The following is a 13,766-nucleotide window of genomic DNA, read 5'->3' on the forward strand; positions in this document are numbered from 1 at the left end:
TAACTTGTAGTGGGGTTTCTTCTTTTCCCTGGGAACTTTGATAAAAAGTGGGATCTGAATTTCTCTGAATTTCTTTAGATCTGGTTTTTTATCATTATCATATAACCGTTCGGTTTTCCCTCCTTTACTCACTAGCAAAGTTCCTGTAACTTCCTTTCCTTCACTGCCTGTCCATGGGTCGATCTGGGTGTATTTAGAGACTATATATAAATTATGCTTATCATCCAGGTAGGTTTTAAATGAAGGATTATGGATAAAAGATTTTCTCTGATTATCGTAATCATCTGCTTTTTTCCAGGCTAAAAAAACAACATGCTGGTCAATGGAAACTGGAGATTTCACATGCTTTTCCCTTCCCTTTTTTGAATGACTTCTTTCCCTTTTTTTGCCATCTCCCCTGTTTCCGGCCTCCAGGAATTTCACCAATTCTTTAACTTTTTCCCGATCTGTTTTTTTGAATATCCAACCGGAAAACTTATTCCCATTTTGATCTTTCAGGCGAACATTGAATGTTCCCCACAAATTAAATTTTTCCCAAAGAAAGTCTTTATTAATTCCCATTTCCAAATCAGTGCCTTTTAAAGCGATTGATTTTTCAGAGTAATTAAGAAGCCTGAGCTCATCCACTCCCTGTAAAGCTATGGACCTGCTTTGAGTCATTAAATATTGCCTTTCCTGTCACTTCTGTTTTTTCTTACCTCATGATAGATCTTACCATTTCTCGATAACCTTTTACCTGGTGGTAAGGCATTAGCCAGTTTATCATAAAAGGTATTCGAACCTCCGGCCTGCCTGTTAACGGTTTTCAAACTGATGCCTCCTTCTCTGGCCGCTCTGTTGAGCATTTCCTGAGTGATGCCCTGTGATTTTAATTTTGCAGTCAGCTTTTTGGGTTTCACCGATTTAGTACTTCTTTTTTTAGCCCCTGTTTTTTTGGAAGCGGACTTTCTTCTTCTGGTTTTAGTTTTCATATCATTTATCTTTTTTAATCAGCCAATAAGCGAAAAGGCTTCCTGCAAACCCTCCCCAAATAGCTCCGGTATTTTCATACCTGGTCCCTTGAGAAAGGATCATTCCCAATAGACTGCCCAGTGTGGAGGATCCGGCAAAGAGCATTTCGTCTGGTATTTCCAGTTTTTTTTCAGCTGCTTTCTTCATCTTCTTCCCATTCTTTCAAGGCCAGGGTGTAGGATTGATAGACCTCAGCCAGGGTGTTTTGCATTTTCTCTGAGAAAAGAAATTCTGCAAACTTTTTCACCTTACCGGATTTTTTAATCACATCCATTAAGGCATCTATGCCAATGTCAATAATTACTGCTTTCCACTTGATCATAATTTTATTGGTTGAGATAATTGAATTTTCTTTTTGTCCTTTTTCCGGTGCCTTCAATTCTTTCTCCCCATCCACCAGATTGCTCCTGCCACCATCAGTATCAAAAAAAAAAGAGCCTCCTGTAGCCACAACCTTATCAAATGTGCTTTCCACCAAAGCCAGTCCATCTTCCAAATCCTTGTCTTTAATCAGATGAGCTTCATCCGCTCTGTTTTCCACTTTAATAATGGCTGCTATGATTTTTTTAATGGTGGCTTTGTCAGCGGTGAGTTTCTGGTGTTGGGCAATTCCGGTTAAGCGAACTACTCTTGTGATATAGGCATGGGTGTCATTTTCAGTATGAGGAGCATAAACCCGAATGATTTTATCAATGGTATCCAGGCCTTTCCTGATCTTAGTTCGAATATCAATAGCCAAAGCACGAATGCCCCAAGGTAAAGCCTGGAACTGCTCGAATGCACCATCAGTATTTTGGGCATTGGGCACTTTGCCTTCCCAGCTGATACTGGTCAGACGCAAATTCCCCGGATTGTTATTCCGGAGTCCTCTGGAAATGACCGCTATTTGATTTAAAAATGACTTCATAAATGGCTCATTTAAGCAAATGCAGCAATGATATTATTAATCACCTCCCTTGTTTTCTGAATGCCTTTTTGCAGGGTTAAATAATGATGTAAATCGGCTTCCTTGAATATTTGCACAGTGGTTTCTCCCTTATCCACCCAGACAAAATAGTCGATTCCATTAAGGGTAGATTTGACCTGAATGTATTTCCCTACGGTTTTTCCGGTAGCTTTTCCTATATACATCCTGTGGGGCAGTTTGGTGATTAAACCTTTGGGATTGGTGACCTTTACTTTTCTGCCATGGAAATAATTTTCTTCCTGTACTACATTTTTGTAAATGGGTTCATCCAGGAAAAAACTGTCTACAAACACATACACATCGGTGTCACCTTTTACTACTTTTCCCGAGGCATTTTGCCTTTTGACCAACTGGGTAAGCCTGTCATAATCAGACTGGGTAATCACTTTGGAAAAACCGGCTTCCAGCAGGGCTTTTTCAGTGCCACTGCCAAAAATACCATCTGCTCCACCACTGGCTTTGATTTCAGCGGCTGCCTTGTCTCCCAATTGAAGTAAAAGATTTTGAAGTGCTGTTACCAAAGCGCCTATGGATCCTTTACTCAATGGGAAACTGCTCCTGGCTTTGAATGATGTTGTCTTTGATGTAGTTGATGAGGGAATGACTGTGCTTTCTCTACTTTCCGGTAAAATATCCTTCTTTCGCAAAGCCGCAAACAAACCAATGCCCACCGCTGCTGTGACCAGCAAATACCCCCAGGATTCATCACTTTTTTTCTGTTGTTTTCCTTGTTGAGCCATGGTTATGTTGGTTTAGGCATTGATCAATCGAATATCTTTTTCAGGTACATAAAACAGGTTTTTGTTTTTCATAAAACCTGTCAGCTTTCTGTTATCGCCAAGCACAATGGTCTCAAAGTGCCTTCCCAGTTTTACCCGGCCATTTACCCTTTTGGCCTGTTGTAAATCGTGGGCAAATACCGTGGTGGGATTAATAGTGGCCACCAGTTTGGTAAAAGGTACTTGTCCTAATATTCCAATTCCGGTATCAATAATTTCATTGAAACGGACAAATTCCTCTGGATTCAAAGCCTTTTGAATGTCTTTGAGCAAGTCACGGTCATAGATTTTTTTATAGGCTTTATGCACAAGTCCAAAATCTCCCTTTTCATTTTTTACCCTTTTAGCCGTATCAAAAATCAGCGGTTCATTCTCTGACCAGCCCACCGGATCATTTTCCCATATCGCCTGATAAAAAAGTGTAGCCAGGTCCACAGCCAGTCCGTTTTTTCCATCTCTTCCAAATTCCCTGATGGCCGATTGTCTTCTGGCATTTTGCACCACTTTCCTCACAATCAGATAAGCGCCAACACCCAGTCCGGTGGCAATCAGTGCTTTCCAGACTACTGGTGGAATACTGCCCACTGCATCCTTAATACCCGATCCCAATAAAAGTGGTAGTGCCATTGTCAGATCAAATTTTGGTATTTCAAAATGATGGAATCAATGCCTTTTTTCTGGCTTTTCTTGGCCAAAATCCTCAAACTTTTCACCGATAGGTTTTTCTTGAGCACACTGAGGTACAATTCCTTTTCCTGCTCAATTTCCCTGGCAGTTTTTTTAATTTGCTTGGAACCGAGTTGGAATTCCATTTTTCAATTTCTCTATTAAACTGTCAATTTTTTCAAGCAAATTGGTGGAATTGGAAAGCACTAAAATCAGGTTCCACACCTTGGTTTGTTCATGCTCTGAAAGTCTTAAAAACCAGTCTTCAAAAGCACTAATCATTTTGTTTTCCCGGTTATCCGGCCTCATTTCTTCTCCAGATAATTGCCCGTTTCCTGTTGGCATTTCCGTACCTAAAAGACGGCTGATTATCACTCCGGCCAAAGCACTTAAATGTTCATTGGAAGCTACTTTTTCCACAATTCCCCCAAGTCCATTTCCCCTTTCCAGATCCTTTCCCTGCAAATCCAGCTCATGCTCCTTGTCCTTAAAAGCCACTTCTTTTTCAAGCTCCAGTAATTTTTGATCATCTTCCCGGCTTTTAGTTTCCAGCTCTGCATTGCGCTGTTTTAATTCCCCTACTTTTTCCCTCAAATCTGCAATCACATATTCCTGCCAGTTGGCATAACTGCCCGGTCCTGGCTGCTTGATGGTCAATTGATTTTCCATTGGTCTGTTTCCTTCCTGATTATTTTCCCGGTTGCTTTCCATTGCATTTTCTCCTAATCCATTTAGTGCTGAAGGTGTTGATTTTGTAACTTTTGTTGATTTTCCTTCCAGGTGATTTTTTAAGCTTAAAAGCCTGGAATTGATTTTTCCCTTGTCTTTTCCGGCCACGGCCAGCTGCATTTTTCCATTCCAGTCCTTAGGCCAGATACTCAAACCGGTACTGGTGCCAGTGGTTCGGTCTTTGGTATTTTTCCCATACAGGCGGTAATAGATTTTAGCCTGCCTGCCCGGGAATTTTCTTAAATGGAAATAAACTCGGCTCATAAAATCGTTTCCTCATTATTTTCTATGTATTTATCAATGGCCAGCTCTTTAGTGCCGGAAGAAACAAAGTACAAATACAGCTTGCCACTGAATAAAAAACCTGCAGGGAAATTGATCTCCCGCTCCTGTCCGGCCTGCAAAATATGTACGCCACCATTATCGGTAAACCCATATTTCACTGTAGCCGAACCATTGTTTTTGATGTACATGCCGGCACAGTTCAAAATGGTGGTATTTCCGGTGCTGCTTAAAACTTCACTATGGATACTTATTCCTCGCAATGGTGATTAGATGCTTTTCGCTTATAGATTTTCTGTGTTTTTCAACCTGAAAATCATCTGGAATTTTAAGTCATTGGTGAGCACTTCAGGGATATTGACCGAGATTCTGATCGGTCTTTTGTTATTGGCAATACTCACTTCCAGGAATCTTTCATCCCTTCCCTGGTCCTTGAAAAATTTGCTCTCCACTGTATCCACATAAGTGCCCAGGTCATCATCGGACAAACCCAGCTCCCAGTAAGGCACACCTCCACCGGCCCTTTCATACACGGTCACTCCATCACAAAGCTGGTAAGCCCTATCAAAGTCCACACTTTCGGTTTTTACTCCTGCCGTGGTCCCCGCTGGAAAAACAATCTCCTTTTTCTGGTATTTGATTAACCTTTTCATAAAAATTGGTTATTCACTACTTCTAAGTATAAGTACTTATCAAAATCCTTTCTATTTACCGCTGGGCAGTTCTTTGCCCCTGCAGGAACAATTCAATAAAATGCTTTGCTCCTGAATCCACTGAGCCTGTTTTAGGGAATTCTATTTCCATGGAAATTTTCATTTCCTCAATTAAAACAGGAGGATTATCAATGATGTAGGCATCATATCCCGAACCGATGGCTCCACGACTCACTTCTTCACTGAAAAGCCTGGCAGTGGGCACTTCCAAAACCGGAGCTTCATTCAGTTTGATGGTAAAAACACTGTTGAGAATGGCTGTATCCACCGCACTGTATTTGGTGGTATATTTCAGTTTGGAAGGATCGGTTTCAGTGGCATGAGTAGCATAACCCGCACGCAGTTTTTCCACTACCTGATTGACAAACTTGGGCAGTTTATTCCCATCAATGTTGGTAATACCCACCTGTTTGATGGTGGTCTCATCGATGAGCTTTAGGATCCCTGCTTTCCCGGTCACATCTGCTCTCAGGTACAAATTGGCATCGGTTAATTTTAAAGCATGCTTTTCTAATGCCATGGCTGTTTCCGGTGGCAACAGCGCTGCTTTTGCCAGTAATATTTTATGGCCTTTGGTTAAAATTGGATTTGCGTTCATTTTATAAATGTTTGAGTTGTTAAAAAAATCAGTGGTTTGTTTCCTGCAAAAGATTACAGTTAACAACTTTTGAATTGCACTATTAAATTTTAAAGGATTGCCTTAGCGATCTCCATTTCTTCAGCTTCTCCCAACTCTCCATCCAAGCCCAGTAAGGAAGTAGCAAACTCTTCATCTTCCATGCCCAGATAGCCCACGCCACCTTCATCAAAGCCTTCAAATTCTTCATCATAATCATCATCAAAACCTTCACCCAGGGCATAAGGAGTGCCTGAAAGGGCAGGTAAAATTCCGGTGGTTTTTTGCTTCAATCCATCTGGAAGGAATTTGTTGGCCGTTTCAATGGCACCGATCACCGCTATTCCAGAGCCAATTTCCTGAATGGTTTTATTGGAACTCAGCTGGGCCGCCAGTCCCAAAACCAGTACGCCAGGTCCGGCAAACTTTTGGAATTTTTCAGGAGCTTTTCTCACTGCAATATAGCCTACCGTGGCACCGGCAAAGTTCAATCCTGTACTCTGCATATTGGCCATCACTTTTTTTTGGTCTACTTTCATTGTGTTATGGTTCTTGTTCTTGATTTTTTTTAAAAAGCTACTCCTGATAATTTTTCACGGTGTCCGCTGCCCGCTTTTTTACTTAAGTTTTTTTTTTACTCATGGTCATCATCATTATTCCTGCAAGTGCAATTCCTCCGAGTAATAACATGGAATTTCCACCGGTTCCGGCACTGGCTTCCTCAATAGCTGGTGGAGTGGTTGCTGGTGTTGTTGGGGTTTGCTCGGGGAATGGAATTGGTTTTAAAGCACTGCTTTTCACACTGGATTTTGGTATCTGACTTGGAGCTCTTTGAGTTTGTGTTTTTAATCCAGGCATCAATCTGCTGAATACTGAATTGACTTTGGAAGTGGCTGCATTTTTAGTGGAACTCATTACCGCTGTTTGGGCCTTTTTAGCCAATGGTTTCAAATTGGATTTGATTTTACTGGAGGTAGCTTTGCGTTTTACTTTTCGAAGGGCTTTTCTAGCCTGCCTTTGATGCTTTTTTGATCCAGTATTTCCGGTAGCTTTTGCCAGCCTTCTTTTTTCTGCAGCTGCTTTTATTTTTTTAAACAGGTCAGAGAATTTGAGTTTTTTCAAGAATCCTGTAATGGTGGCAATAAAGCCTGAGGCTGCTGCAGTACTGGCGGTGGCCACTGCTCCAAATCCTTCAAAACCTCTTAACTGGCTTTCAGGAATATAGGGCAGTTTCCTTTTTTTAACGCCTTTACTCCAGCCTTGTAAAATGTATTTTTTCAGGTTCTCTGGTTTCCCTTGCAAACCTGCCCACATTTTTTTCACCCTGTTTAAGGAAGTTACATATTTTCTCCATTCATTTAAATCTAAATGATGGGCTTTGGCCTGGGCCTCACTCCAGTAACCATATCCCAGTTTTTCAGCCATTCTAAACAGATTGGTTTTAAACGCCACGGTAAGTCCACCACGGATGGAAACTGATGCCGGGTTGTATCTGGCAATGGCTTTTCCTACTTTTTTTCCGAATCTGGCCACACTTTTTCCCGCTTTTTTCACGTTCCTGGTCACCGCCTTTCGAAAGCTTTTGACTCCCGTGCCAATACGTTTGAAAAAGCCTCCTTTTGTTTTTCTTCTTTCAGTCCTTTTGGCTTTTCTGGCAGTTCTCCTGGCTACTCTTCTGCTTTTTCTGGCGGCTCTTTTGGCCTTGTTTCTCCTAAATAATCCCAGGCCATCCAAATCATATTCTGCATCATCATCGGTAAAAAATCCCAGGGAAGTATCAAACCCGGCCACCTGTTCCAGTGCCATATTCCGGCTATTGGCCTGATCAAAGTTTTTGATCAGATAATTCAGGTTTTCCATAAAATCTCCATAACTGTAACCGGCATTGGTGACTGTTTCGGGATTGGCCATGGCAATTATCCTGGTATTTAAAAGGTGTTGTTTGAGTTTGGTTAAAAACAGCTTGTAAACTGCTTTTTGATCATCGATGCCACCAAGCCCCACCAGTGATTCAAAATCATCGAACTCGGCTCCAAACCCTGTGATATAGCCCAGGTTTCCGGATAGTTCCGGGGTAATTCCTCCGGAAATAGTCCCTTGATCCAGTCCATTTAAATACTGGATGGGCATGCCACTCATTCCCAGGTCATATTTACTGGAATATTCCACCTCAAAATCGGGTTTATTGATTACCGGGTCAATGATATATTCACTCATTTGAAACTTTGGTTTTTGGGTACTACGATATACACATGCTGGTAGTGATTTTTTCCATTGTACTTGGTCATTCTGAAGGCATGCCTGATACCTAAATTGCTCAGAATGCTGCTGATAAAAATGGCGTAATCATCACAATCCACCCCTTCAAATCTCTTTTTCCATATCCTTAATGGTCGGTGCAATTGTTCTACACCTTGTTTGTCAAGCTTGTATTGCACATGGTTGTAAACAAAATGCCATATTTGATCGATGGTGGCTTTTAATGTTTTTCGTTTTAACATTGGAGCCAACCTTTTGGTATCTCCCCTGGTTTCTCTCACTATTTTGCGCATCAGTCGCAAAGTGGTAAATACACTGCCATTTTTGACCAGAATTTTATCTTCATGTTTTAAGCTGGTCATGGGTGGAAAATAGCGATCCCATCTATTGGTAGGATTGATTTTCCTTTTTTTACTGGCTACCAAACCAAGTCCCCTATTTACATCCGCCCCATACATTTATGCTGCTAGTTTTTCCTGTTGGTTAAATACTTCTTTTTGGGTAAATGTCCGTCCACCAATTTTCACTTTGGTCTCTACCATCAAAGTCATTTTCTTAAAGTTTTCCAGGATTTTGGTGGCATTGCCAAACTGTATCCAAAGCAGCTGCAGCATATTGCTAAAGGGTATTCCCACCATAATTTTAAGTTTATTCGAGGAGTTGCCTTTAATGATAAAACTGCCATTCGCCTGTGGTTTGCTGGAGGCTAAAAATACCCAGTTTTGATTTCCCTGATCGTAATAGACCGTCACCAAAATATTTTGCACTGTAACCTCCATGGGTTCATGGTTTTCCAGTCTTACGATAATGGGCAGAATCACACTGTTGTGTTCAATGGTTGGTGTGCCTGGCTGAGAGATAAAAACCCTCAAATTATCCACGAAACTGGCAATTTGTTTCCCAAATCTGCTTAATAAATATCCGGCACCAGCCACTAACAACAAGAGTTTCATCCTTTTGCTTTTTGTACTTAATATTGGTTACAAGCTTAGATAAAACCTCCANAACACTTATGTGAATNAGCGTAAATGCGCAATAAATATGAGGTAATTGTGGGAAATAGTGTGATTTATAATAAGAATAGCGCTAAAAAATGATTATTTTTATACTACGATCCAACAATGCTTTTTACCATGCAGACCACACAAACCCTGGGACTTTACTTCAAAACCAAAAAGGAAATTGCTTTAGAATATAAATTACACCCCAACACCATCGCCACCTACTTCCAAAGAATTGGCATCCACACCAGAAGAAGAATCAGTCCTAAATTACTGGAACAGTTTTATCAACACTATGGGAGGCCGGAGTAGAGGTGTAATAAAAAACTCTATTATTTTTCCTGGAAGTATTCTTTCCATTTCTTTAAGCGATCAAATATTCTAACTCTTATATTTTCATTTTCTTGGTTTGTGATTTTATCCCACTTCCCATCTGGTTTATACCACGAATAGAATTCCGATAAATCATTTTTATTACATTCTGAAATTTGTACCACTTCCTCAAGAATTAAATCAATAAATTCTTCTACATCATTTTGATTATCTCCTTCACTTTGAACTCTTAACTCAAGTATTTTAGCAGATTCTTCCACATCAGATAATATTGAATTAATTTCGAACTTATCATAGTAGGCCTGCTTACTACGCATTGAATTTCTGATAATGGTTTCTAAGTCTGTTTTCATTTAATTCTTTATTAAAAAAAGAATTGATCCTTGGAAATAAAGGTCGCAATATATCTTTTTAACCTAATTGTCAATTTAATCTCAAATGAAAATATAATAAATAGGGTTACAATTCTTTTTTTCTTTTATCCTTATTGATTTTATCTATCAAGAATGACATTGCTCCTGTAACTGATGCTATTACTGTACTTCCTATAGGATTTATATCAGTAATATAGGCTACAATACTAGCAGGAACACCCACTATTAAAGCTCCGACTAAAGCCCAACCTACATATTTTAAACTAGTCAGCTTTGTGGCTCTAATTTCATTATTCAAATTTGTGTAATTTGAGTTATTTTGAATATAATTATTGAAATTATCTATAAATTTTTCCCACAAATCGTCTTCTTTGGAAGTTACTAGTTGTCCTATAGTATTGATCTCAAATTCAACTTGAAATGAAGACTCATTAATCTCAATGTTAACATCAGTCTTCCATTCAAGAGGGTTAAAAGTAAACATATTTTTGAGTGTACTTCCCTTTTGAAAAGTTAATGAATAAGGGCCTTCTTGATAAATTTTGAATCCATGGGAATTAAAAAAACTTTTAGTTTTATCTAAAGGCTCATCAGTCAATTTTTCTTTATTAATTTTAAGCGTTTTTTTCATGATGATGGATAATCATTTGGATCTGATTTGGACACTGCCTCCAAGTTATTAAAATAACAGTAATAATTTTATGCTCCAGTAATTATTATGAAAAGAATCAAGACTTAATAGTTTATTCAACTTTCCATTATTTGCTAAAAATTGATGTTCAGAAAGTCCTTTCTTTATCAATCCCGAATGTGTGTTGAAAACTATATAGCCCCTATCTGTTTGTCCATATAATAATTCGTTTTCGAGATACAATTTTTTAATTCCGAAAGTAAGATTTCTATGATTATTATCCAGAATACCTGCATAGTAAAAATCAATCATATTAACTTGATACTTGGAGTTTAAAGGAACTCTCGCTGATTCTCCAATTCCGTTATCTCTCCAATAAGAAAAACGCCAAATGAAAAGACTCAAAAATAATACAATGGCGATATACCCTATTTTTAAAGCTTTAATTTTAAAAACTTTGGCAAAAAGAATCCAAATTACATATCCATATACTGATGCTAATATGGAAATTCTTATAAATTCAAAAATCAAATGGAAGTATGAGGCCACTTGGTCAGGTATTTTTAGAATGACGTGTTTAACTGATAATATATAATGGTAATCATTGAAACGATTTATTCAATAAGCCCTCTTTTTTTATATCTTCTCTCTGTTTTTTCAATTCCTTCTTCCCCAGTAGGAATAATTTTCATTGCAGTTAGAAGTCCATATATCATTACCATAGAGGCCTTTCCTGTTTCTAAAAAGTATGGTATTTTTTCACTGTTATGCAACTCAATTATACCTTTAACATACTTAATATTCCCAATCCCTTTGAAATTTCCAGATCTTTTGGTTTTAAAATCAATAATTTTCCCTTCAAAAAAATCTTCATTATCACTGGTAAATATTCTTTGGGTGGTCAATAAGGTCCATTGATGCTCATTGATTTCAGTACTGCAAATTGGGATTTCGTTTGGTTCCAAATTAATATTCTCAAATACACCCCTGGGATTTTTACAGTCCTCCCTATAAATTTGAGTCATCTGAAAGTCAAATGGTTTAATCGTATGTTTGTTAATTGCTGCGATGCAAATCTTATATATGGATGAGTTTGTTTTCATTGTCCCTGAAATACTTTTCCAATAGTCAATTTAGGATTCCACTCATGGAATTTTTCCATTTCAACTTCATTTTCACAGTTGATAAGGATACCAACCTTCTGTTTACTACCATTTTCTTTTATCCTTCTATCCAATCCAAGGATTCTTTTTTTCATAGATTCACCATTATACTCAAAATGGATAAAATCTCCAGTATTAATTAGACCTTCAATAATAATTCCTACCAAAGCGATTCCTCTTCCGCTTATTTTAAAGGAATCTGCAATCTCAATTACCCCTTTTTCTATCATCATCTTTTAATTTTAAAATTACGATCTCTATCCTTTCTATAAAAATTTGATAAAAAACGAGGGCGATAAAATCCAACTAACAATCTAGTTCAACTTACAGAATATTCTGAATCAGTCTGAATTTAATCAAAATTTGGATAATGTGAATATCTAGGGAATTTCCTTTGGTGAAAAATAACCAAAATTGGTTACGTGCATTTTGAAAAACAATCAATATCTTTAATGGAAAGACCGGAAAGGGCTTTTTTCTAGGGGATTTATTTAGTTAACATAATTTAGAATTATCCTGAAAATATGGGGAAAACTGGAAATGTTGAAAGGATTTTAAATGTTACTTCTGCTGTAATAACCATCATTACATTTTTATTAAGTTTCTATCCTACCTTCAGTAAAACTGCAATCGACTTCCCATACTTTTTTAAAGAACGGCTATCACTTTTTAGATTTTTTTCATCGGGTTGTATTATTATATTTTGTAACTATGGAATTTCTTACTTTTGTTCCTATTTTCTTAGGGAGAGTGAAAAAATTGTAAGGGTTAACAGAACTTTTTTTTATTGTTTATTTACACTAATGTTGGGATGGATAAATTTCTCAGTTATTCAATATGTGTTATTTGATACTTTTTTTAACAATAACTGGGATATATTACTCTTTACTGTACTACTCTTAGTAACAATTATTTTTTTCAACTACTTTTTAAGACGATTTAACTATAAGCAAGCTTATAATGAAATTGATATTGAAAATGACATTTGGTATCTAATTGGATTTTTTTATTTCATTATGTGGGTTTTGACAATTTTTTTTTAAAACATAAAAGCAAATTTTTTCAATAAAAAATGAACTACAATACTAATGAGTGTTGATTTTTTCAAAAACCATCAATATGATTCTGCATTAATTAGCTTACTTGCGGATAAAATTTTAAATGAACTAAATAAAAAAAGTGACAGTAGTTTAAAACTTGATGAAAAAGAGGAAGAGTATTTAAAGGAAGCCCTTCAATTAATAGAACCTTTCCCTACTAGAATATCTTTAGGAAAAGAAAAATGTAGTCTAAATTTTCACCATTCCAAGACAAGTCCAATTTACCGAAAATCAAAAAATAAAGAGAGCTTTGTATTTTCATTTAAAGCTCTCTTTATTGATTTTTACAATTGGATGACTGGCAAATACTCAATTACTACAGCAATTTTCATAATCTTTTTTTTTACCACTCATCAACAATTTTTTGAACCAATAATTGATTTAGTTATAAAATCATTCTTCAGGCCTCTACAAAATTCTTATTTATTTTTTTGGTTGACCCTATTCTCATTATTACTTCTTATTCTTTATTGGATTAGACTGATAGTAGATAAGGTTATTTTTAATAAAGGATATGCTTTATTAAGCATAATTTTAATTTTACCTTATATCTATTACCGTTGTTTTTCTGATACCTATTTATTTTTTCCCATAAAAGATAATTCAGCTATTTATTTCGCTGATATTATTTTAGTACATTTATTAGGGTTCATAATTAATAAGGTTATAAACCTTCTAATGAAGAAAGATTTAATAATAGGTGATATACAGAAACATTACCAAAAATATTGGATCTTAAAGGAAAAAAAGACACCTCTAAATACGCCATTACTTTTAGAAGATTCTCCAATTGAAGATATAACAAAAGATCGATTCAATAGATCTCGTTTTATTAGCGAACTTGCCAATAGAATTGTATCTACAAAGACAGAGACATCCTTTGCTATTTCCATTAGAGATGTTCTGGTGTAATTGCTTGATACTCAATAGTTGTTATCTTTGGGATAAAAAATAAACAATGGCAATATCCTTAAAAGAAATAAGAACAGAGCGACAATGGCGGGCCAGTACAGGTCTAAATGAGGAACAATTTAAAAAATTAGTGAATTTGTTTGAATCCGCTTATGAAGAACTCTTTGGGGAAAATATTCAGGATCGACAAAGTAATTCAACAGGTACGAGTACTTTTCAAAGTTATGAGG

23 protein-coding genes are annotated in these 13,766 nt (G+C 37.0%); 3 read left to right on the forward strand and 20 right to left on the reverse strand.

Features of this window, described 5'->3' with window-relative positions; translation table 11 throughout:
• The 15 genes from A3EM_RS44630 to A3EM_RS0135290 all read right to left on the reverse strand — a co-directional run.
• Positions 1-660: hypothetical protein (locus A3EM_RS44630; RefSeq protein ID WP_044240788.1), on the reverse strand; the 660-nt coding region annotated here is incomplete at its 3' end.
• Positions 660-971, reverse strand: coding sequence for a hypothetical protein (locus A3EM_RS0135220; protein WP_020532963.1), 312 nt, complete (start codon positions 969-971; stop codon positions 660-662). The genes A3EM_RS0135220 and A3EM_RS44630, both read right to left, overlap by 1 nt.
• Before the next feature lies 1 nt (position 972).
• Positions 973-1,158: a hypothetical protein gene (locus A3EM_RS0135225; protein ID WP_020532964.1), complete on the reverse strand. Its 186-nt coding sequence runs from the start codon at positions 1,156-1,158 to the stop codon at positions 973-975.
• Positions 1,142-1,918, reverse strand: coding sequence for a structural protein (locus A3EM_RS46620; RefSeq protein WP_020532965.1), 777 nt, complete (start codon positions 1,916-1,918; stop codon positions 1,142-1,144). The genes A3EM_RS0135225 and A3EM_RS46620 overlap by 17 nt, the downstream gene beginning before the upstream one ends.
• 11 nt (positions 1,919-1,929) lie before the next feature.
• Positions 1,930-2,718 (reverse strand): peptidoglycan-binding domain-containing protein, encoded by a 789-nt coding sequence (locus tag A3EM_RS0135235; RefSeq protein WP_020532966.1) that lies wholly within the window; start codon positions 2,716-2,718, stop codon positions 1,930-1,932.
• Between the two features lie 12 nt (positions 2,719-2,730).
• Entirely contained in the window at positions 2,731-3,384 is a 654-nt protein-coding gene (locus tag A3EM_RS0135240) for a hypothetical protein (RefSeq protein ID WP_020532967.1), read from the reverse strand.
• A 2-nt stretch (positions 3,385-3,386) separates the two neighbouring features.
• Positions 3,387-3,569 (reverse strand): hypothetical protein, encoded by a 183-nt coding sequence (locus A3EM_RS0135245; RefSeq protein ID WP_020532968.1) that lies wholly within the window; start codon positions 3,567-3,569, stop codon positions 3,387-3,389.
• Positions 3,538-4,416, reverse strand: coding sequence for a hypothetical protein (locus A3EM_RS0135250; protein WP_020532969.1), 879 nt, complete (start codon positions 4,414-4,416; stop codon positions 3,538-3,540). The genes A3EM_RS0135245 and A3EM_RS0135250 overlap by 32 nt, the downstream gene beginning before the upstream one ends.
• Positions 4,413-4,697 carry a hypothetical protein gene (locus A3EM_RS0135255; RefSeq protein WP_157638241.1) on the reverse strand — a complete coding sequence of 95 codons (285 nt, stop codon included), beginning with the start codon at positions 4,695-4,697 and terminating at the stop codon, positions 4,413-4,415. The genes A3EM_RS0135250 and A3EM_RS0135255 overlap by 4 nt, the downstream gene beginning before the upstream one ends.
• A gap of 21 nt (positions 4,698-4,718) precedes the next feature.
• A complete protein-coding gene (locus A3EM_RS0135265) occupies positions 4,719-5,087 on the reverse strand; it encodes a hypothetical protein (protein ID WP_020532971.1) in 369 nt (122 codons plus the stop codon).
• A 55-nt stretch (positions 5,088-5,142) separates the two neighbouring features.
• Positions 5,143-5,745: a hypothetical protein gene (locus A3EM_RS0135270; RefSeq protein ID WP_020532972.1), complete on the reverse strand. Its 603-nt coding sequence runs from the start codon at positions 5,743-5,745 to the stop codon at positions 5,143-5,145.
• Positions 5,746-5,834: 89 nt separating this feature from the next.
• The gene (locus A3EM_RS0135275) at positions 5,835-6,302 is read right to left on the reverse strand and encodes a hypothetical protein (RefSeq protein WP_020532973.1); all 468 of its coding nucleotides are present in this window, start codon (positions 6,300-6,302) and stop codon (positions 5,835-5,837) included.
• A gap of 82 nt (positions 6,303-6,384) precedes the next feature.
• Positions 6,385-7,980 (reverse strand): hypothetical protein, encoded by a 1,596-nt coding sequence (locus A3EM_RS0135280; RefSeq protein WP_020532974.1) that lies wholly within the window; start codon positions 7,978-7,980, stop codon positions 6,385-6,387.
• The gene (locus A3EM_RS0135285) at positions 7,977-8,480 is read right to left on the reverse strand and encodes a transglutaminase-like domain-containing protein (RefSeq protein ID WP_020532975.1); all 504 of its coding nucleotides are present in this window, start codon (positions 8,478-8,480) and stop codon (positions 7,977-7,979) included. The genes A3EM_RS0135280 and A3EM_RS0135285 overlap by 4 nt, the downstream gene beginning before the upstream one ends.
• Positions 8,481-8,975, reverse strand: a complete 495-nt coding sequence (locus tag A3EM_RS0135290; protein WP_020532976.1) for a hypothetical protein — start codon at positions 8,973-8,975, stop codon at positions 8,481-8,483.
• A 180-nt stretch (positions 8,976-9,155) separates the two neighbouring features.
• Between A3EM_RS0135290 and A3EM_RS0135295 the strand changes: the two genes are divergently transcribed.
• Entirely contained in the window at positions 9,156-9,335 is a 180-nt protein-coding gene (locus A3EM_RS0135295) for a hypothetical protein (RefSeq protein ID WP_245576590.1), read from the forward strand.
• Between the two features lie 20 nt (positions 9,336-9,355).
• On the opposite strand, the gene A3EM_RS0135300 is transcribed toward A3EM_RS0135295, so the two are convergent.
• The 5 genes from A3EM_RS0135300 to A3EM_RS0135320 all read right to left on the reverse strand — a co-directional run bounded on the left by A3EM_RS0135300 (position 9,356) and on the right by A3EM_RS0135320 (position 11,757).
• Complete coding sequence (locus A3EM_RS0135300) at positions 9,356-9,709, reverse strand: hypothetical protein (RefSeq protein ID WP_020532978.1); 354 nt, start codon at positions 9,707-9,709, stop codon at positions 9,356-9,358.
• Between the two features lie 106 nt (positions 9,710-9,815).
• Positions 9,816-10,361 (reverse strand): hypothetical protein, encoded by a 546-nt coding sequence (locus A3EM_RS0135305; RefSeq protein ID WP_020532979.1) that lies wholly within the window; start codon positions 10,359-10,361, stop codon positions 9,816-9,818.
• Between the two features lie 48 nt (positions 10,362-10,409).
• A complete protein-coding gene (locus A3EM_RS0135310; protein WP_157638242.1) occupies positions 10,410-10,910 on the reverse strand; it encodes a hypothetical protein in 501 nt (166 codons plus the stop codon).
• A gap of 65 nt (positions 10,911-10,975) precedes the next feature.
• Entirely contained in the window at positions 10,976-11,386 is a 411-nt protein-coding gene (locus A3EM_RS0135315) for a hypothetical protein (RefSeq protein ID WP_020532981.1), read from the reverse strand.
• A 74-nt stretch (positions 11,387-11,460) separates the two neighbouring features.
• Positions 11,461-11,757: a hypothetical protein gene (locus A3EM_RS0135320; protein ID WP_245576591.1), complete on the reverse strand. Its 297-nt coding sequence runs from the start codon at positions 11,755-11,757 to the stop codon at positions 11,461-11,463.
• 855 nt (positions 11,758-12,612) lie between these two features.
• Here A3EM_RS0135320 and A3EM_RS0135330 point away from each other — a divergent pair.
• Positions 12,613-13,536: a hypothetical protein gene (locus A3EM_RS0135330; protein ID WP_020532984.1), complete on the forward strand. Its 924-nt coding sequence runs from the start codon at positions 12,613-12,615 to the stop codon at positions 13,534-13,536.
• Positions 13,537-13,582: 46 nt separating this feature from the next.
• Positions 13,583-13,766, forward strand: a 184-nt coding sequence (locus A3EM_RS0135335; protein WP_026210782.1) for a hypothetical protein, incomplete at its 3' end; no start/stop codon positions are given.

Origin of the sequence: Flexithrix dorotheae DSM 6795, assembly GCF_000379765.1 — a bacterium.
In the GTDB taxonomy this organism is placed as follows: Bacteria; Bacteroidota; Bacteroidia; order Cytophagales; family Flammeovirgaceae; genus Flexithrix; species Flexithrix dorotheae.